Below are 18,371 nucleotides of genomic sequence, written 5' to 3'. Positions count from 1 at the left end.
GCGAACTCTCTGCTAATACCCATGAAGAAGGCTTATCGGCTCAAGTCACGGCTGGCTTTCCAGTCGGTCTACGCACATGGTCGGTCGGTCGCGAACCGGGCTGCGGTGGTTCACGTCTTGAAGCAGAAAGCGGGAACGCCCACCCGGGTGGGCTTCGCGGCGGGACGGCGGCTCGGCAAGGCCGTGGTGCGAAACCGGGTGAAGCGGCGCCTGCGCGAGGCCGTGCGCCTGATGTGGCCACGGGTCCGGCAGGGATACTACATCGTGGTCATCGCGCGCCAGGCCGCGGTGGACATGCCGTTTCCCGAACTCCGGCAGAAGGTCGAGGAACTGTTTGAACGAGCGGGTCTGCTCTTGCGGGAAGGATAGACGGCCATGGCGCGGATTCTGATGGCGTTGATACGCGCGTATCAGCGGTACATCTCACCGCTGAAGGGCGCACCGACGTGCCGCTTTTACCCTTCCTGTTCCCAATACGCGTACGAAGCGCTCGGCAAGCACGGGGCCCTGAAAGGGACGTGGCTCGCCGTGCGCCGCGTGCTGCGATGCCATCCCTTCCATCCGGGAGGGTACGATCCCGTTCCCTAGCAGGCTACATCCCGATTTTACTTGGGGGGTTTCCGTATATTGATCACCTCGTTCTTGGTTCCCGAGTGGCTGGTTCAGCCCATGACGAAACTGCTGGAAGTGTTCTTGAAGTTCACGGGCAACTACGGCCTAGCGATCATCCTGCTGACCGTGGTCGTGCGCGTGGTCATCCTGCCGCTGACGGTCTATCAGATGCGCTCGATGAAGCGGATGCAGGAAGTGCAGCCGCTCATGAAGGAGATCCAGGAGAAGTACAAGGACAATCCTGAGAAGATGAATCAGGAACTGATGGCGCTGTACCAGCGGGAGAAGGTCAACCCGTTCTCGGGCTGCCTGCCGCTACTCGTCCAGCTGCCCATCCTCTACGCGCTGTTCGCGGTCTTCAACGCGTTCGATCCGACGAAGTTCAACTATACCTATCAGTTCCTGTGGGCCGATCTGAGTCAGCGGGATATCCCGCTGGCCATTCTGACCGTCGTGTCGATGATTCTGCAGCAGTACCTGACCGGCATGGGGACGACCGATCCCAACCAGCGGACGATGATGTGGATCATGCCCATCATGTTCGGCTGGATCGCCTTCACCATGCCGACGTCGGCGATTGTGCTTTACTGGGTGGTCAGCACCTTCTTCGGGTTGATCCAGCAAGCAATCTACCCGGGGTTCCCCCGGTTTAAGGGCAGCCTCGGCTCGAAAGGGGAAGCGTGACCAAAATGAAGAGCGTGGAACGGAGCGGCCGCACGGTAGACGAGGCGGTGGCGCTGGCGCTGGAGGCCCTCGGTGTGCCGTCAGACCGGGTTACCGTTGAGGTGCTGGACGAGGGGAAGGGGGGCTTCCTCGGCATCGGAGCGCGGCCGGCTACCGTTCGCGTGACTTTGAAGGAGAGCCGGTCCGAGCGGGTGGAGGCCTTCCTGGGCGACGTCTTTGAAGCGATGGGCGTCGGCGTACGGATGGAGATCCGCGAGGACGGGGAGTATATTCATGTTGACATCACCGGCCAGGAGGCCGGCATCCTCATCGGCCATCACGGGCAGACGCTGGATGCGCTGCAGTACCTGACCAACCTGGTGGCCGCCCGCAGCGGACGCCAGGGGCCGCGCATCCTGCTGGACGTTGAGGGGTACCGGAAACGCCGCACCGAGACCCTGACCAACCTGGCCAGGCGGCTGGCGGACCGGGTCGTGCGCACGGGCGAGCGGGCGGTGCTCGAACCGATGAGCGCCCAGGAGCGCAGGGTGATTCACCTGGCCCTGAGTGATCACCCGGGCGTGACAACGACCAGCGAGGGGCAGGACCCGTTTCGCAGGGTGGTCATATATAAGAAAGACTAGACTGGGTGCCGGTGGCCAGGTAGCATTGCTACCCGGCCACTTTTCTTGAAAGGAGGGCAAGCCGTGGCGGAGGAGACCATCGCCGCCATCGCGACCGGCGCCGGGGAGGGCGGCATCGGCATCGTGCGGATGAGCGGGGCCGACGCCCTGAAGGTCGCCGAACGGATCTTCCGGCCGCAGCGGGGCCGGCCGCTTGGAGGGCGGCGTTCCCACACGGTGACCTACGGCTGGGTGGTGACGCCGGGCGGCGAGCGGGTCGACGAGGCCCTGGCCGTCGTGATGCGGGGCCCGCGCTCATACACCGGCGAGGACGTGGTGGAACTGCAGTGCCACGGCGGGCAGCTGGCGGTGCAGCGGGTGCTGGAGCAGGCGCTGCAGGCCGGGGCCCGGTTGGCGGAGCCGGGCGAGTTCACGCGGCGGGCCTTCCTCAACGGGCGGCTGGATCTCTCGCAGGCGGAGGCAGTCATCGATCTGATCCGGGCGAAGACCGACCGGGCGATGGCCGCGGCGGTCTCCCACCTGGGGGGCAGCCTGCGGCAGACGATCGGCGCGCTGCGGGAGCGGCTCATGGAGATGATGGCCCACTTGGAGGCCGACATCGATTTCCCCGAGCTGGAGCTGGAGGTGCAGACCCGGGAGGAGGTGGCTGCCGGCTGCGCCCAGTGCCTGGCGGAGGTGGAGCGGCTCCTGGGCGGGGCGCGCGCGGGCCGCATCCTGCGGGAGGGGCTGCGGGCGGTGCTGGCCGGGCGGCCCAACGTCGGCAAGTCGAGCCTGCTTAACCGGCTGGTGCGGGAGAACCGCGCGATCGTGACGGAGATTCCCGGCACGACCCGCGATGTGATCGCGGAGTGGATCGAGCTCGGGGGTGTGCCGGTGCAGCTCCACGACACCGCAGGCCTGCGGGCGACCGACGACCCGGTGGAGAGAATCGGGGTGGCGCGCACCCGGGAGGCCCTGTCGCAGGCGCACCTGGTGCTGGTGGTGATCGATGCCGCCGAGGGCCTGGGGCCGGAGGACCGGGAGTGGATCGCCGAACTGCCCGAGGGAGCGGCCCGCATCGGGGTGGTCAACAAGATCGACCTGAACCCGGCGTTCGACGTGGCGGAGCTGCAAGAGGGTCTGGGCGGCGCGCCGGTGGTGGGCGTCTCGGCCGAGCGGGGCACGGGGCTCCAGGCCCTGGAGGCGGAGATCGCCCGCGTGGCCGGGGCCTTCGACGCCAGCGAGGAGATGCTGGTGAACGCGCGGCAGGCGGAGGCGATCCGGCGCGCGGCGGACCACCTGCGCGACGCGCAGGAGACGCTGGCTCAGGGGCTCGGTGTGGAGCTTGTGGCCATTGACCTGCGGGCGGCCTGGATGGCTCTGGGAGAGGTGACCGGGGAAACCGCCGGCGAGGAGCTGCTGGACCAGATCTTCAGCCGGTTCTGCATTGGGAAGTGAGTGGGATGGGCATCACGAAGGAATATGACGTGATCGTGGTCGGCGCTGGGCACGCGGGCATCGAGGCGGCGCTGGCGGCGGCCCGCCTGGGCATGCGCACAGCCTGCTTCACCACCAACCTGGACAACGTCGGGGCGATGAACTGCAACCCGTCCATCGGCGGGCCGGCCAAGGGCCACCTGGTGCGGGAGATCGACGCGTTGGGCGGGCAGATGGCGCTCACCGCGGACGCCGCCTTCCTGCAGATGCGCATGCTGAACAGGGGGAAGGGGCCGGCCGTGCAGGCCCTGCGGGCGCAGATCGACAAGCGGGCCTACGCGTGGGCCATGCGGCTGGTGCTGGAGCGGACGCCGAACCTGGACCTGAAGCAGGGCATGATTCAGGAGATCGTGGTGGAGGACGGGCGGGTGCGCGGGGTGATCACCTCGACGGGCCTGTTCTTCGCCGCGAGGGCCGTGGTGCTGAGCACCGGCACCTACCTGCACGGCAAGACGATCATCGGCGAGGTGCAGCGCGTGTCGGGACCGGGCGGGCTGGCGCCGGCGGTGGGGCTCACCGCCAGCCTGAAGGCCCTGGGTTTCGAGGTCGGGCGGTTCAAGACGGGCACGCCTCCCCGGGTGGACGGGCGGACCGTGGACTTCAGCCGCATGGTGCGGCAGGACGGCGACCCGGAACCCTTGCGGTTCAGCTTCATGTCCCCCCGGGATGAGCGGGAGCAGCTTGCCCTGCTGGCAGACGGCGACCACGCCGCGCAGCCACGAGCTGATTCGGCAGAACCTTCACCGGGCGCCCATGTTCACGGGCATCATTCAGGGGCGCGGGCCGCGCTACTGCCCGTCGGTGGAGGACAAGGTGGTGCGCTTTGCCGACAAGGACAGCCACCAGGTCTTCCTTGAGCCCGAGTCGCGGGAGTCGCACGAGATGTACGTGCTGGGCCTATCCACCAGCCTGCCGGAGGAAGTGCAGATTGAGCTGGTCCGCACGGTGCCGGGGATGGAAGAGGCCGAGTTGATGCGGGCGGGCTATGCGATTGAGTACGACTACATCATCAGCACGCAGCTGAAGCCCTCGCTGGAGACCAAGCTGGTGCGCGGCCTCTTCTGCGGCGGGCAGATCAACGGCACGTCGGGCTACGAGGAGGCGGCCGCGCAGGGGCTGATCGCCGGCATCAACGCCGCCTGCTTCGTAGAAGGAAGGGAACCGCTGGTGATCGACCGGTCCGAGGGGTACATCGGCGTGCTGATCGACGACCTTGTGACCAAGGGTTCGCCGGAGCCGTACCGGATGATGACCTCACGGGCCGAGTTCCGCATGATGCTGAGGCAGGACAACGCCCACCTCAGGCTGACCGAGAAGGGGCGGGCGTATGGGCTGGTGGACGACGCCCGGTGGGAGGCCTTCGTCGCGCTGCGGGACGGCATCGCCGCCGAGCGGGAGCGGCTGGTTCGGACGGTGGCCGGACCGACGCCGGAGGTGCAGCGGGCGCTGGAGCGGCTGGGGTCGGCGCCGCTGAAGAGCGGCGTGACGCTGGAGCAGCTCCTGCGCCGGCCGGAGGTGCGGTACGAGCACCTGGTGGAGATGGGCCTGGGCCGGCCGGAGTTGGATGAATCCGTCCGGCGGGAAGTGGAGACCCAGGTGAAGTACGAGGGTTATATCGCGAAGGAGCAGCAGCAAGTGGAGCGGATGCGCCGGATGGAGGCCCGGCGGATTCCGCCTTCGCTGGACTACGCTTCGCTGAAGGGGCTCTCCATGGAGGCCAGGGAGAAGCTGTCGCAGATCCGCCCCGAGACGCTGGGCCAGGCGAGCCGGATCTCGGGCGTCTCCCCGGCGGACGTGGCGGTGCTGATGGTCTATCTGGATCGGATGGCGCGGTCGCGGCAAGGCGCGGAGGAGGCGTGACGGAGCGATGGAAGCGGCAGAGTACCGGGGTTTGCTGGAGGAGGGGCTGTCCGCCCTGGGTGTTGCGGCGGAGCCGGCCGGGCTGGAAGCGGTGCTGCGCCATCTGGATCTGGTGCGGGTCTGGAACGAGCGCATGAATCTGACGGCCATCACCGAACCCCGGGAGATGGTGATCAAGCACGCCCTGGATTCGGCGGCCGGCCTGGCCGTCCTCGGCCTGGCGCCAGGGCAGCGGGTGCTGGATGTGGGCACCGGGGCCGGCTTCCCCGGGGTGGTGTGGAAGTGCCTTGTGCCCGGCATTGAGCTGACCTTGCTGGAGAGCCTGCAGAAGCGGTGCCGCTTCCTGGAGGAGGTCGGCGAGTCGGTGGTGCGGCCGCTGACCGGCGGCGAGGGCTACCAGGTGGTGTCGGGGCGAGCGGAGGACATGGGGCGGAAGACCGAGCACCGGGAGCGGTACGATGTGGTGACCGCCCGCGCGGTGGCGGAGCTGCGGGTCCTGGCGGAGTACTGCCTGCCGTTTGCGCAGGTCGGTGGTCGCTTCCTCGCCATGAAGGGCCCGTCGGTGGGGGAGGAGATTCTCGCCGCGGAGAGGGCGGTCGCGATGCTGGGCGGAAAGGTGGAGGAAGTGCGCCAGCTGGAACTGCCCGGCGGGGGTGGGCGCCGGTCGCTGGTGCTCATCCGCAAGGTGAAGCCGACGCCCAAGGGCTATCCCCGCAGGGCCGGCGTGCCCGCGAAGAGCCCGTTGTGAAAAACGGCACTGGGAGGCCGTCAGGGGCCTTAACGGGGAAATGGCGAAAGAGGCATGCGAGGGTATTCCGGGGGTGAAGAAAGGGCCTCAGCGGGGCTCTGAGCGGTTCGTTCTAAACAAACATATGTTTGGCTGGCGCCGCCGGGAGCGGCGCCATTTTCGCGCGTGCTGTTTGCTGTTTGCATTCGCTGTGGGCCGACCGCGGCGAGGAGTCCGTGATGGGGTATTCGCGCTGTTCGTGCCTTCTGTTGGTCGCCCCCGGCCGTTTCTTCGCGCGCCGTTGAGTTAATCTCCGTGCTCTCACCTCCATTTGGCTACAAGGAACTCGGAACGGCGCCGGTCCAGGTGGGATCGGATGGAGGGGGCAGGAACGGGTAGTATGATGACGAATCAATTACGAGTTGAAGGGCACTGTGCTCCAGCGCGGCCGTACCGGTGCCGTCACGGAAGGAGTGTCAGCAGTGAGTCGTGTCATCGCTATCGCCAATCAGAAGGGTGGGGTCGGGAAGACGACCACGGCCGTGAATCTGAGCGCCTGCCTGGCAGACCTGGGCAAGCGGGTCCTCCTGATCGACATTGACCCCCAGGGGAATGCCACGTCGGGTCTGGGTCTTGACCGGAGGCGCCTGAAGGCCTCGGTGTATGACGTGCTGCTGGACGAAGTTCCCCTGCTGGATGCCGTGGTGGAGACCAAGGTCAAGGGCGTGCAGGTGGTGCCTGCGACGATTGACCTGGCCGGTGCGGAGATCGAGCTGGTGCCGCGGATCGCACGGGAGAGTCGGTTGAAGCAGGCGCTGGATCCGGTGCGTGATCAGTTTGACTTCGTGCTGATGGACTGTCCGCCGTCGCTGGGTTTGCTGACGATCAATGCCCTGACGGCAGCCGATTCGATTCTGATCCCCATTCAGTGCGAGTACTATGCGCTGGAAGGGCTTACACAGCTCATGGATACCTTCCGGCTTGTCAGGGAGGCCCTCAATCCTTCACTGGAGGTGGAGGGTGTGGCCCTGACGATGTTTGATGGGCGGACCAACCTGAGCATCCAGGTCGTGGAGGAAGTGAAGCGGTACTTCCCGGGGCAGGTCTATCGCTCGATTATCCCCCGGAATGTGCGGCTGAGCGAGGCACCCAGCCACGGTCTGCCGATCACGCTGTACGATCCCCGTTCGAAGGGTGCAGAAGCGTACTTGGAACTGGCCAGAGAGGTGATCGAGCGTGTCGAGGAAAGGGCTGGGTAGGGGCCTGGGCGCCCTGATTCCGGAGATCGACCCCGCCGAGCGGGAACGGCAAGGCGTGGTGGAGTTGGAGATCGGGCAGATCAAGCCGAATCCGAATCAGCCCCGCAAGGAGTTTGACGAGGTCCGGCTGGAGGAGCTGGCGCTCTCGATCAAGGAGCACGGGATCGTGCAGCCGATTCTCGTGCGGAAGGCGGGCAAGGGCTACGAGATCGTGGCTGGTGAGCGGCGGTGGCGGGCCGCGCAGCTGGCGGGCCTCACCAAGGTGCCGGTCCTGGTGCGGGAGTTCACCGAGGCCGAGCGCATGGAGATCGCGCTCATCGAGAACCTGCAGCGGGAGGACCTGAATCCGATCGAAGAGGCCGAGGCGTATCGCACGCTCATGGAGAGCTTCGGTCTCACGCAGGAGGTCCTGGCGAAGCGACTGGGCCGCAGCCGGTCGCAGGTGGCCAACACGCTGCGGCTGTTGCAGCTGCCGGACCCGGTGCAGGAAGAGGTGCGGGCCGGCCGTCTGTCGATGGGCCACGCGAAGGTGCTCGGGGGCGTTGAGGATCCTGCGAGGCAGGTCGCCCTGGCGCACAAGGTGGTGGCAGAGGGGCTTTCGGTAAGGGAGTTGGAGGAGCAGCTTCGGCCCCGGGAGAAGCGCGAGAAGGCCCCCCGGGGGAAGTCCAGGGCGAAGCTGCCGCCCGACCTGGCGGCTGTGGAGCAGCGCCTGCGGGAGCAGCTGGGAACGCCGGTGAAGCTGCACTGGACCGGGGAGCGGGGCCGTGTGGAGATCACGTTCTTCGGGGAGGAAGGGCTGAACCGACTGCTCGACGTGCTCGGCATGAGCCAGGGCGACGCGGGCCCGAGGCCGCCGCGTGAGCCGTTCCGTGTGTAGTGTGTTCCACGTGGAACTGAGGTGGCTGCTATGCCGTCTGCGCTGTTCCACGTGGAACACTTGTGTTTTTGGGGGTGTGGTTTCCCAGAGCCGTGGGTGGCTGGCGCTCCCTTCGTTCGCGGGTTGCTTTACGTGCAGTCCCCGGGGAACGGGGTGATTACGGTGCAACGTTTCTTGCGGGGTTGAGCGGGGCGAGGCCAGGTGGTGACTGCAAGGGCGGCCACCACTCGATGTAGGTGCAGTGTTCCACGTGGAACAGTGACGGACGCCCGCTTAGTTGCGGGTCCGGTCTTCGTTGTGGACACTATGGCGGTCGATGTTCCACGTGGAACAACGCGGCAGGCTGTGCTCATTCATGGGGTAGCGGCACGAGGACGCGGTCCGGTTGGCCGGGTACGGGAATTGGCTATCACGACTCACGTAGGGCTGGCGGGATGTCTGCACTCCTCAGCTGGCAGAAGTCTCCTTACGCGGGCGTCGCGGCGCTCAGGAGGCGATGATGTTCCACGTGGAACACTTGTGGTGCTGGTCCGGCCCGGAGCGGCGACACGGTGGCCGGTTCATGGTCGCCATGGGTGTACCTCCGGGCGATGGAAGTGGCGGTTCACCGCGGCCTTGGCCCCTGGGCGTTGTCCCTGTCGCAAGGGTGGAGGAAGGTCTGGCGCTCTACGTGGAACGATAACGCCCTCGTGCTTAGGTGTCCGGCAGGCCATGCCAGTGGGGGCCAGGTGGAGCGATGTTCCACGTGGAACACAGGGAGAACGGTCCTCCTGTCGGCCGGCTGCGTGAGTCGTGGCCGACGTGTTCTCTTGGGCCTGGCTGGATGTATGCCGAAGTTTCTAGGGAGCTGGCCGCGGTCGTGTACCCTTAGCAGCAGGAATTTGGTCGTGTGGTTTGTGTTGTGTTCCACGTGGAACAGTGGCGCAGACGCGCTCTCGGCCTTGGCGGTCTGGCCGTCCTCTCCCAGTGCGCGCAGTGGCGTGTTGTTCCACGTGGAACACTGTGACAGTGTGCCGGCCTTCGTGAAGGAGCCACGGGGGGTAGGTAGCACCAGATGTGGTGATGTTCCACGTGGAACAGTGGACCGATACCAGTGGAGTTGTCGGCTCGTTGCCAGGGCGATCGAGCATCGCATATGGCAGAGGGTCGTCTGTTGAAGTGGTGGCGGCGAGTTGAGGGTTACACAGCACAATCGGGCGGGTGGATGATGTTCCACGTGGAACAGTGGCTGGCCAACAGGTGTTGGATTCCTCGCGAGGGAACGTCATCAGGTACGAATGCCACCTGGGAGCCGAGTGTCTAGGTCGATGGGTGACATGATGTCCGGACTATCTCACTGCTCGCTGGCCATTTCAGGCCCAGTGCTTGGACTGACGACGGCATTGTTCCACGTGGAACAGCGACTGCAACCCGGGCGGAGGATTGCAGGACTACTCTGTTACGGCAGAAACGCAGGTTCTCGCTCGGTTGGTGAAGAGTATGGTGGGCGACGCCAAACCCGCGTCCCGCATTCTTCGGCTGTGTTGCGGGAGGAATGTTCCACGTGGAACACTGAGAGATGGATGGACTCAGGTGCGGCTGGTTTCCACTCAGGTACTGAAAGCAGGGTGGCGAACCGCGATGTTCCACGTGGAACAGTGATCACAGCTCAGGCAAGGGCAGATGGCAGGATTCAGCGCCGCTGAGGCCACGGTCGGGCCAAGGAGAACATGTGGCCAGGAACAGCCGACACGGATGGGGATCAGTGCCTCCGGGGCACACGGCCGTGACCTGATACGAAAGCAACAAGATGTTCCACGGGGAACAGCGGCTCCAGTTGCCCGGTACCGGAGAAGGAATCCGTTGGCCCTGCCTGGTTATGCGAGGGCCCGCTGTTGCATGAGGAACACTGTGTTAATGAGAGGATCTACCCGACGGAACTTAACTGATCGTACGGAGGCAGGCGAGAGGGATGATGTTCCACGTGGAACAGTCGAATGCCATAGCGGACCACGATTCTGACCGGAGGCGGCAACAGGCGGGAATTCGTTGAGAAGCTCCTGGCTACCAGCGGCTGGAACACACAAGCTTCCAGCGTAAGCCGAAGGCAATGTCCCTGAAGCCCCGACAGCCGCAGGGCAGGATGTTCCACGTGGAACACTGACGCTTCACCGGTAATGGAAGACGGTGGCACATAGCGGCTGCGAGCGGGTGGTGCCAGCGAAGTTGAGCGCCCTCGAACCGGGGCCTTAATGTTCCACGTGGAACACTCTGGCGGGGAGAAGGGACCCCGGTCGCCTGCGAACTGAGAGGACGCCCCTGGTCATCCAGCCCTGAACCGAGGTTGCTATTTCCTGGAGGCGTCGGCGCCAGCTGGGCTGAAGCCGTGCCCGGCACCCCGGGCTGCCCCCTGTAAGATCCCAGGTCGATGTTCCACGCGGAACAGTGTTGGAGGGTGCGTCCGACCAATCTCGGGCGCGCCCGCCAGGTCCAGGCCCCTGTCGATCACGCGGGCTTGTTGCAGCAGACGAGCCATACGGACGCCAGGCCGACGCCCTTTCGTGAGTGAACACCCGCCTGAGCAGCAACCGGCGCCCCTGTCGGGGCGTCTATCAGGTGTTCCACGTGGAACATCACAACCGCACGGGCGAATGCGTTTGGGGCCACGAGTCATCCCACCGTGAGAGATGTGGCTCTGCTGAGGACCTTGAGGCTGGTGGCATCTGTGACACCATTCATCAAGAAAACCAAACTGATGTTCCGCACACGGCACCGCTAGGGAACCAGAATCAGGTAGGGAAGCTAGTTGTTGAGATACGTCACACCAAGTCGTGGGACTGGGTTGGGCAGCCGCGAAGGGAAACGCCGTTCACACCGCACCCCGCCGGAGGGCAGGGTGCGCCGCTCGAAGAACTGTTGACGGCGGGACCCCCGTAGTTTAACATCCAAACACCGGCAAGAGGATCCACGGCGCAGCCCGGCGTAGTTCATCTGGAATAAGAAGCACCAGTGTTCCACGTGGAACACCGGGGCCCTGTCAGGCTTCTAAATAACACGGTCACGAATACAAGCGAACCGGGGGCTGGTCAGCCCCCGGCTTATGAAGAAATGAGGCAGCACAGAAGGAGGCCCACCCGGTGGCAGTTCCCTTTTATGAAGACCCCCTGGCCATGGCATTCACCGCGCTTGCGTTTTGCATTCTGGCGATCATCATCCTGCTCATCGTTCTCGTGCGTCAGTCGGTCCTCCTCAGGCGGTACAAGACCCTGCTCAGCGGCAACACGCAGGCCAACATTGAAGAGTTGCTCATCCAGCAGCAAGAAGCCACGGCCGAACTGCGTGCCGCCCAGGAGGCGCTCCGCCGGCGCCTGACAGAACTGGAGGCCGCCTCGCAGAAGTACGTGCAGCGCATCGGCATCGTCAGGTTTAACGCCTTTCCCGACGTGGGCGCAGACCTCAGCTTCTCCTGTGCGCTCCTGGACGGGCAGGACAACGGCGTGGTGGTCACCTCCCTTTACGGCCGCACGGAGTGCCGCACCTACGCAAAACCCATCCGGGCCGGCGCCTCCAGTTACGTGCTCACCGATGAGGAAAAGCAGGCGCTGATGCAGGCGCGCGGCATAGGCAACGAAAAAGTGTAGCTACAATAGTCACAAGTAGGAAGGAAACAGGCAACGTTGGGTTGAATCCCCACATTGCCTGTTTCGTCTTTCCAGCCGCAGGCCAGAGCCCTGAAAGAGAGCCTGAAGGGAGCGAGACCCGGTGCCGCGTGGGCCCAGACGAGTACAGCTCATCGTCGTGCCATCGACCAACCGACAGAGTTACAGCTTCTACTTCTACCCGGCCCTCCTGGCAGCCGGCTTCGGGCTCGTGGTTTTGGTCGTCGCGGCGCTTGTGTTTGGCCTCAGGTTCTACCAGGCGGAGACCGCTCGGCTCAGGGCCGAGCTGGCGGAGATGGAGGCGCTGAAGCAGCAGGCGAGGCTGCAGCAGGAAGAGCTGGAGCTGATGAAGGAAACGGCGAAGCAGGTTGACCAGGAGTTGAGTCAGATCCGGCGGCTGGAACAGGATCTCGAGACCATGACAGAGGGGGAGGAGGTCCAGCTGCCCTCTCGTTCCTCCTTCGCAAGGAGCGCGCCTGCGGCCGACGCGGCGCGCGGCGGGCCGGAGACGAGCGCGCAACTGGTTCCCGCCCTCAGTCTGGCCAACATCCTGCCGGACGACGTGAGCCCCTATGTGCTGGGCAAGCGCAACACCCTGGCGATGGACCTGAAGCTGGGGCGGCTCACCACTCCGATGGACAGCACCCTGGAGAGCGCGCGGGATCTGCGGGCCAGGCTGGCGGGACAGCTCGCCCGCCTGCGGGATTCGGCCAGGTCTCTCGCGGACGGGCGGGATCAACTGGCGGCCAGGCTGCACTACCTGGCCCACAAGCCGTCCGGCTGGCCGGTGCACGGCGCCGAGATCACCGACGGTTTCGGGCCCCGCCTGAGCCCCTTCGGCTGGGGCTGGCAGTTTCACGACGGCATTGACATGGGCCAGGATTACGGCGAGCCGGTCTACGCCACCGGCGCCGGAACGGTGGTTTACGCCGACTGGCTGGCCGGTGGATACGGAAAGTGCGTGATCATCGATCACGGCTACGGTTTTCGCACGCTGTACGCCCATCTGCAGGACTGGAACGTGTCAGCGGGCCAGGAGGTATCGCGCGGCGATGTGATCGGCTGGGTCGGCAGCACCGGCCTGAGCACGGGACCGCACCTGCACTATGAGGTGCTGTTGAACGGCGTCGCCGTCGACCCCGAGCCCTACCTAGATTAATGACCGGAGGAATGACCGTGTTCCGCAGTCGCAAGAAAGCCACAACAGACAGCCTGTCCTACGGCAAGGTGGAGACCCTGATCGGCGAAGGAACGCAGATCAAGGGGTCGTTTCAGTCGTCCGGCGTCGTTCGGGTGGACGGATTCCTGGAGGGTACCATCGAGCATGACGGCGACCTGATCATCGGGCCCACCGGCCGCATCCAGGCCACTGTCAAGGCCAGGAGCCTGGCCATGGCCGGTGAAATCCAGGGCGACGTGGAGGTGGCCGAAAAGCTTGAGCTTCTGCCCGGCGCACACCTGAAAGGGGATGTGCGCTGCGGCCACCTGGTCATTCACGAGGGGGCACGCTTCCACGGCAGGAGCCTGATGTCTGAGGCTGACTTGTCCACGCCCCAACAGCCTGTCCGCTCCCAGGAGGAATGAGCACCGCCGCATCGCCCGCCCTGTGCAAACAGGACGGGCGATCACGTCACTTTCCCGTGTGGCCCTGGCTCTGCCTGAGCAGTAGCGCGCGCAGGCCCTGCTCGAGGCCGGCGGCAGCCACCTGGGCCATCCGCATGACCAGGCTCAACCGGGTATTCTGGAGCACAAAATACTCCATGAAGCCCCCCACGTTGACCACGCCGGTCAGGTAGACGTCGCCCGCCGGCGGCAGCGACTTGGCCACGCCTGCGCCCGGGCGCAGGCTCCCCGTTCCGACGGAAAGGTAGCCGACCGACTCGGCCCTGCCCAGGCAGGCGTCGACGGCCAGCACCAGGGGGCGCCGAAACCTCCGCTCCACCCAGGCCAGCGCATCGGTCAGGTTGCCTGCGTGAACGGGCTTGTCCAGGGTGCCGAGCACCGTGATACCCTCCGGCAGGGCTCCCTGCAGCCGGCTGCCCACCAGCGGCCCCAGGGCGTCGCCGATGGAGCGGTCGGATCCGATGCACAGGGCGACCATCCCGTCGCACCGGTGGATCAGCCCGGCTGCGCAGCTTTCCAGCGCAGCGGCAATCACCGCGGGGGCCGCCGCGTCGTCCATATGAATGCGCGTCTCCTCGCGCGGGGAGGCTGTGCGCCGAGCGGACAAGTTGCCACCATCACCCAAGGCCCTTCCCTCCGACTCCGGTCCCCGGGGACCGTGGTACAGGGAAGTATACTGCAATCCCTGGCAGCCTATGTGCAGCCAGTGCCATAGGAGGCGCTTATGGAACAGGAGGAGCGGTCACCGGTACTGAAGCAGGCGGATGACCTGTATGCCCGGGGCCGGCTGGAGGAGGCGCTTCAGCTCTACCGCGAGGTCCTGGCGGAGGACGAGACCATCGCCTGGGCCCACAGCCGGACCGGGGCCATCCTGGCCCAGTTGGGCGACTTGGAGGCGGCCGAGGCCCACCTGCGGCGAGCCATCGAGCTTGATCCGAACCTTCCCCAGGCGCACAGCAACCTCGGGAACCTGGATTACTCCCGCGGGGCCTACGAGGCCGCTCTCGAGAAATACAAGACTGCCGTTGCGCTGGACCCCAACAACCCCACTTTTTATGAAAACCTCCACGCGGCATATAAGCGACTCGGGCGGCTGCACGAGGCCGTGGAGGCCATCAAGAAGGCCCAGCGCCTGAAGCGCACTCAGTTTCAGGAGGAGGCCAGGCAGGACATGGCGGCCATGCGCGGCAGCCTGAAGCGGCGCGCCGGCTGCCTGCCGGTCGGGCTTTTCCTCGCGCTGGTCGCGGTGGGGGGTGCGCTTCTTCTCTGAGGGCGCCGGGATGTAACAGCGCTGTAAAGGCAGGGATAATATGGACCTGAGTGCTTTCACCGCACTGGACTGGGCCATCGTCGGCGTGCTGCTCGTGGCGGTGGCCGCGGGCTGGGTACGGGGCATCGTGCGCGTACTGCTGGGCTTTCTTTCCTTCCTGCTCGCGGTCATGATCGCCGGGCGGCTGACCGGGCCCCTGGTGGCCTGGCTGGACCGGATGTGGAACATACCGGCGCGGGTGGCCGACGGCATCATCCAGCGCTCGGCCCGCTCCGGCGAGACGCTGGCGGCGTCGCTGGACCAGGTGGCCATCCCGCTGCGCTACAAGGAGTCGCTGCTGCAGGACGTCGCCCGCGTGTCCACCGAGATGGGCGAACTGCCGGCGGTGGAGTTGGCCGCCCAGCAGATCGCCCTGGGCGCGACCACCGCAATTTGCTTCATCGTACTCGTCCTCCTGCTCACCACGGCGTTGCGGTGGCTGGGAGGCCTCTTCGCCGACGTGCTGCAGAGCCTGCCCATCGTCGGACTCGCCGACCGGCTGCTCGGGGCCGCGGCCCTGGGCACGGCGGCGGTGCTCGCCCTGACGCTGCTGGTGATCTGGGTGATACCGACCCTGTCTGTTTTCGGCATTCAGGGTCTGGGGGAGATGGCGAACCAGTCGGTTACGCCGCCCTACCTGATTCAGGCCTTCGAGTGGATTCGCCGGGTGGTCATCGGAGGAGGGATGCGGCTGTGGAACGAGTGAGGTACGAGGTCGGCGACCATGTGCGGTTGAAGAAGCCGCACCCCTGCGGATCATACCGGTGGGAGATCTACCGGACGGGCGTCGACTTCGGGCTGAAGTGTCTCGGCTGCGGACACCGGGTGATGATTCCCCGGCCCAAGTTTGAGAAGAGCGTGCGGGAGCGCTACCCGAAGGATCAGCTGGGGGAACAGCCGGAGTAACGCGCGGTGAAAGGCTTGCGCGGCCTGTCCGCGCGTGTTATATTGAATTGGATGTGCACGCAGGTCGTGCCGTCACAGGGCGCAGCCCGCCCGGGCTGCTGCCTCCCTGCTCCACCGGAAGTGGAGCCATCAGTCCAGAGGGAGGAGGTGCTACCGTTATGCGGAAGTACGAGATGATGGTGATCGCTCGTCCGGAACTGGATGAGGCGGGTCTTCAGGCCCTGTCCGAGAAGATCACCGAGCTCATCACCGGCAATGGCGGGGCGATCGAAAGCCAGGATGCCTGGAAGAAGCAGCGCCTCGCGTACGAGATCAAGGACATGCGCGAGGGCTTCTACTCGGTCGTCAACTTCACCGGTGAGCCCCGGACCGCGGATGAACTGAACCGCGTCCTGAAGATCACCGACGAGGTCGTCCGCTTCCTGATCGTCCGGCCTGAGGAGTAAGCCGATAAGAGGAGGTAAGGATGTGCTCAATTCCGTCGTTTTGATTGGCCGCCTTACCAAGGATCCTGAACTGCGGTACACGCCGTCCGGCAAGGCTGTCGCCAACCTCCGGCTGGCCGTGGACCGCGGCGCCGTCAATCAACAGGGCGAGAGGGAGACGGACTTCATCGACATCGTCGTGTGGGAGCGCCAGGCCGAGACCGTCGCCAACTACCTTCGGAAGGGCCGGCTGGTGGCCGTGCAGGGCCGCCTGCAGATCCGGCAGTACACCAACCAGGAAGGTCAGAGGCGGGAGCGGGCGGAGGTCGTCGCCAGTACGGTCCGGTTCCTGGACAGCGCCCGTGACCACGCAGGCGGTGAGGGCACTGCGCCCGCACCCCGGCGCGATGAGGGCATGGGCAGCGAGCTGACCTTCAACGATGACGAGGATGTCCCCTTCTAGGACCAAAGGAGGACAGACATCATGCGCCGTGAACGTGGCCGTCGCGCGAGGCGCCGTGTGTGCAGCTTCTGCGTCGACAAGATCGAGCACGTAGATTATAAGGATGCCGCTCGCCTGAAGCGGTACATCACCGAGCGGGGCAAGATTCTGCCCCGGCGCATCTCGGGCAACTGCGCCCGCCATCAGCGGCAGTTGACCGTAGCCATCAAGCGGGCCCGCATCATGGCCCTGCTGCCGTTTACCGTCGAGTAAGCGGCTAACGCAACGGAAAGAGGGGGGCACCGCATTCGGCGGGCCCCCCTGTTCGCTCAGCCATCAACGCTCATCCATCAACGCTCACCCGAAGGAGCATACCGCATGGAAAGCCGATCGACCCGCTTGCAGGGACTTGTCTTTGGCGGGCTGATGGCGGCCATGACCGTGGTTTTCAGCCTGGTGCCGGTGCTCTCCGTCCTGATGCCGATCCCGCTGGTGCTGGCCTACGTCCGGTATGGCGGGCGCATCGCCGTGATGACGGCGACCGCCGCCACCCTCTTCACCATGGCGTTCACCGGCGTGGTCTCCGGCATCCTGGCCATTCCGGCCGGCATCCTGCCCGGCCTGATCTTCGGAATGGGCTTCCGCCGGAAGTGGAAGCCACTCTCCATCGGTCTCGCCGCCGTGCTCACCTTCTTTTTCGGCTTCGCGCTGACCTACGTGGTCACCCGGGTGGCTATGTTCGACGGGCGCGATCCCTTCGTGGCCATGATGGAGACCCCGGCGTTCCAGAGCCAGGTGGAAACCTTCGCCGTCATGATGGAACAGGTGGCCGACAGCGCGGAGGCCCTGGCCGCGCAGCGCGGAACCGCCCCGCCCCAGGGCGCGCAGCTATACCGGGAGATGGCCGATCTTCTGCGCCGCGACGCCGTGGGCATCTTCTGGACCATGCTGCCTTCCTCACTGTTCCTGATGGGAGCGTTCAGCAGCTGGCTCAACTACATGCTGTGCAAGCTCATCCTGCCTCGGTTCGGCCACCAGTTGCCGCCGTCGACGCCCTTCGCCGAATTCCGGCTGCCGGTGTGGCTCATCTGGGCGTATGCGATCATCGCCCTGCTGGCGCCGTTGTTCGCCGGCGGCGACATGACGGCGCTGCCCTGGTGGGGCAAGCTCCTGCTCAACGTGTTCACGCCGCTCATGCTCATCCTGGTGCTTGCGGGGCTGGCCGTGGCCTACGGCTACCTGCGGAGGCGCGGGCTGGAGAAGGGCGTGGCCGTGCTGATCGTGGCGGCCGGCGTCCTGCTCCTTGGGCAGATCGGCATGCACATCCTGGTGCTGCTGGCCATGTGGGACACGGTGTTCGATGTGCGCGGCCTCGGGCACGGTTTGTGGAAGCGATCGGAGGAGATCCGTTAACTGGAGGGATAAGAATGAAGGTCATTCTGAAGGCCGACGTGAAGGGTACGGGGAAGAAGGGAGAGACCGTCGAGGTCGCGGACGGCTACGCGCGGAACTACCTGATTCCCCGGGGCCTGGCCGTGGCCGCCTCCGAAGGCGCCCTGCGCTCCATCGAAGCGGAGCGGAGAGCGCAGAAGGCGAAGAAGGAGCGGCAGATCGCCGAACTCACGGCCCTGCGGGACCAGCTCGAGGGCCAGACGATACAGCTACCGGCCAAGTCCGGCGAGGCGGGCCGCCTCTTTGGATCGATCACCAACAAGGACGTGGCCGAGGCGATTTCCCGCCACATCGGCAAGCCCTTTGACCGCAAGATGGTCGACCTGAGCACGCCGATCAAGACCCTGGGCGTCCACTCGGTCACGCTGCGGTTCGGCCACAACATTACCGGCAAAGTCAACGTTGAGATTGTGCCCGAGTGACAGCCAGCGGCCCGGCCGGCGGTTTCCGGTCTGGGC

20 protein-coding genes and 1 pseudogene are annotated in these 18,371 nt (G+C 65.6%); 20 read left to right on the top strand and 1 reads right to left on the bottom strand.

All coding sequences use genetic code 11. The features are described 5' to 3' along the window. Positions 1-21 precede the first annotated feature (21 nt). The 12 genes and pseudogenes from rnpA to ACZ45O_RS13995 all read left to right on the top strand — a co-directional run bounded on the left by rnpA (position 22) and on the right by ACZ45O_RS13995 (position 13,340). Entirely contained in the window at positions 22-369 is a 348-nt protein-coding gene (gene rnpA / locus ACZ45O_RS14050) for a ribonuclease P protein component (RefSeq protein ID WP_464853845.1), read from the top strand. Between the two features lie 6 nt (positions 370-375). Then, on the top strand, positions 376-588 hold the full coding sequence (gene yidD, locus ACZ45O_RS14045; RefSeq protein ID WP_464853843.1) for a membrane protein insertion efficiency factor YidD: 213 nt from the start codon (positions 376-378) through the stop codon (positions 586-588). Positions 589-669: 81 nt separating this feature from the next. Continuing rightward, positions 670-1,296: a YidC/Oxa1 family membrane protein insertase gene (locus ACZ45O_RS14040; RefSeq protein ID WP_464853841.1), complete on the top strand. Its 627-nt coding sequence runs from the start codon at positions 670-672 to the stop codon at positions 1,294-1,296. 5 nt (positions 1,297-1,301) lie between these two features. Continuing rightward, positions 1,302-1,919 carry an RNA-binding cell elongation regulator Jag/EloR gene (gene jag, locus ACZ45O_RS14035; RefSeq protein ID WP_464857776.1) on the top strand — a complete coding sequence of 206 codons (618 nt, stop codon included), beginning with the start codon at positions 1,302-1,304 and terminating at the stop codon, positions 1,917-1,919. 63 nt (positions 1,920-1,982) lie between these two features. Continuing rightward, positions 1,983-3,356, top strand: coding sequence for a tRNA uridine-5-carboxymethylaminomethyl(34) synthesis GTPase MnmE (gene mnmE / locus ACZ45O_RS14030; protein WP_464853840.1), 1,374 nt, complete (start codon positions 1,983-1,985; stop codon positions 3,354-3,356). Positions 3,357-3,361: 5 nt separating this feature from the next. Continuing rightward, positions 3,362-5,255 (top strand): annotated as a pseudogene (gene mnmG, locus ACZ45O_RS14025) (tRNA uridine-5-carboxymethylaminomethyl(34) synthesis enzyme MnmG). 7 nt (positions 5,256-5,262) lie between these two features. Beyond that, positions 5,263-6,003, top strand: a complete 741-nt coding sequence (rsmG, locus tag ACZ45O_RS14020) for a 16S rRNA (guanine(527)-N(7))-methyltransferase RsmG (protein ID WP_464853838.1) — start codon at positions 5,263-5,265, stop codon at positions 6,001-6,003. A 461-nt stretch (positions 6,004-6,464) separates the two neighbouring features. Continuing rightward, complete coding sequence (locus ACZ45O_RS14015; RefSeq protein ID WP_464853836.1) at positions 6,465-7,241, top strand: ParA family protein; 777 nt, start codon at positions 6,465-6,467, stop codon at positions 7,239-7,241. Continuing rightward, positions 7,219-8,118 (top strand): ParB/RepB/Spo0J family partition protein, encoded by a 900-nt coding sequence (locus tag ACZ45O_RS14010; RefSeq protein ID WP_464853834.1) that lies wholly within the window; start codon positions 7,219-7,221, stop codon positions 8,116-8,118. Before ACZ45O_RS14015 ends, ACZ45O_RS14010 begins: the two co-directional genes overlap by 23 nt. 3,116 nt (positions 8,119-11,234) lie before the next feature. Beyond that, positions 11,235-11,738: a DUF4446 family protein gene (locus ACZ45O_RS14005; RefSeq protein WP_464853832.1), complete on the top strand. Its 504-nt coding sequence runs from the start codon at positions 11,235-11,237 to the stop codon at positions 11,736-11,738. A gap of 157 nt (positions 11,739-11,895) precedes the next feature. Next, positions 11,896-12,915, top strand: a complete 1,020-nt coding sequence (locus ACZ45O_RS14000) for a M23 family metallopeptidase (protein ID WP_464853830.1) — start codon at positions 11,896-11,898, stop codon at positions 12,913-12,915. Positions 12,916-12,932: 17 nt separating this feature from the next. After that, positions 12,933-13,340 carry a bactofilin family protein gene (locus ACZ45O_RS13995; RefSeq protein WP_464853828.1) on the top strand — a complete coding sequence of 136 codons (408 nt, stop codon included), beginning with the start codon at positions 12,933-12,935 and terminating at the stop codon, positions 13,338-13,340. A gap of 46 nt (positions 13,341-13,386) precedes the next feature. Here ACZ45O_RS13995 and yyaC read toward each other — a convergent pair whose 3' ends face one another. Further along, positions 13,387-13,938, bottom strand: coding sequence for a spore protease YyaC (gene yyaC, locus ACZ45O_RS13990; protein ID WP_464853827.1), 552 nt, complete (start codon positions 13,936-13,938; stop codon positions 13,387-13,389). 165 nt (positions 13,939-14,103) lie between these two features. Between yyaC and ACZ45O_RS13985 the strand changes: the two genes are divergently transcribed. The 8 genes from ACZ45O_RS13985 (at position 14,104) to rplI (ending at position 18,335) form a co-directional block, all read left to right on the top strand. Further along, positions 14,104-14,649: a tetratricopeptide repeat protein gene (locus ACZ45O_RS13985; RefSeq protein WP_464853825.1), complete on the top strand. Its 546-nt coding sequence runs from the start codon at positions 14,104-14,106 to the stop codon at positions 14,647-14,649. A 40-nt stretch (positions 14,650-14,689) separates the two neighbouring features. Further along, positions 14,690-15,394 (top strand): CvpA family protein, encoded by a 705-nt coding sequence (locus ACZ45O_RS13980; RefSeq protein ID WP_464853823.1) that lies wholly within the window; start codon positions 14,690-14,692, stop codon positions 15,392-15,394. Further along, on the top strand, positions 15,382-15,594 hold the full coding sequence (locus ACZ45O_RS13975) for a DUF951 domain-containing protein (RefSeq protein WP_464853822.1): 213 nt from the start codon (positions 15,382-15,384) through the stop codon (positions 15,592-15,594). Before ACZ45O_RS13980 ends, ACZ45O_RS13975 begins: the two co-directional genes overlap by 13 nt. A 158-nt stretch (positions 15,595-15,752) precedes the next feature. Then, positions 15,753-16,040, top strand: coding sequence for a 30S ribosomal protein S6 (gene rpsF, locus ACZ45O_RS13970; RefSeq protein ID WP_464853820.1), 288 nt, complete (start codon positions 15,753-15,755; stop codon positions 16,038-16,040). Between the two features lie 22 nt (positions 16,041-16,062). Continuing rightward, a complete protein-coding gene (locus ACZ45O_RS13965; protein WP_464853818.1) occupies positions 16,063-16,482 on the top strand; it encodes a single-stranded DNA-binding protein in 420 nt (139 codons plus the stop codon). A 21-nt stretch (positions 16,483-16,503) separates the two neighbouring features. Beyond that, the gene (gene rpsR, locus ACZ45O_RS13960) at positions 16,504-16,734 is read left to right on the top strand and encodes a 30S ribosomal protein S18 (protein ID WP_011197430.1); all 231 of its coding nucleotides are present in this window, start codon (positions 16,504-16,506) and stop codon (positions 16,732-16,734) included. Positions 16,735-16,839: 105 nt separating this feature from the next. Continuing rightward, on the top strand, positions 16,840-17,874 hold the full coding sequence (locus tag ACZ45O_RS13955; protein WP_464853816.1) for a DUF2232 domain-containing protein: 1,035 nt from the start codon (positions 16,840-16,842) through the stop codon (positions 17,872-17,874). A gap of 14 nt (positions 17,875-17,888) precedes the next feature. Next, positions 17,889-18,335 (top strand): 50S ribosomal protein L9, encoded by a 447-nt coding sequence (gene rplI / locus ACZ45O_RS13950; RefSeq protein WP_464853815.1) that lies wholly within the window; start codon positions 17,889-17,891, stop codon positions 18,333-18,335. The last annotated feature ends 36 nt before the right edge of the window (positions 18,336-18,371 follow it).

The organism is Symbiobacterium turbinis, assembly GCF_055383075.1.
This window is presented reverse-complemented; position numbering and strand designations above follow the sequence as displayed.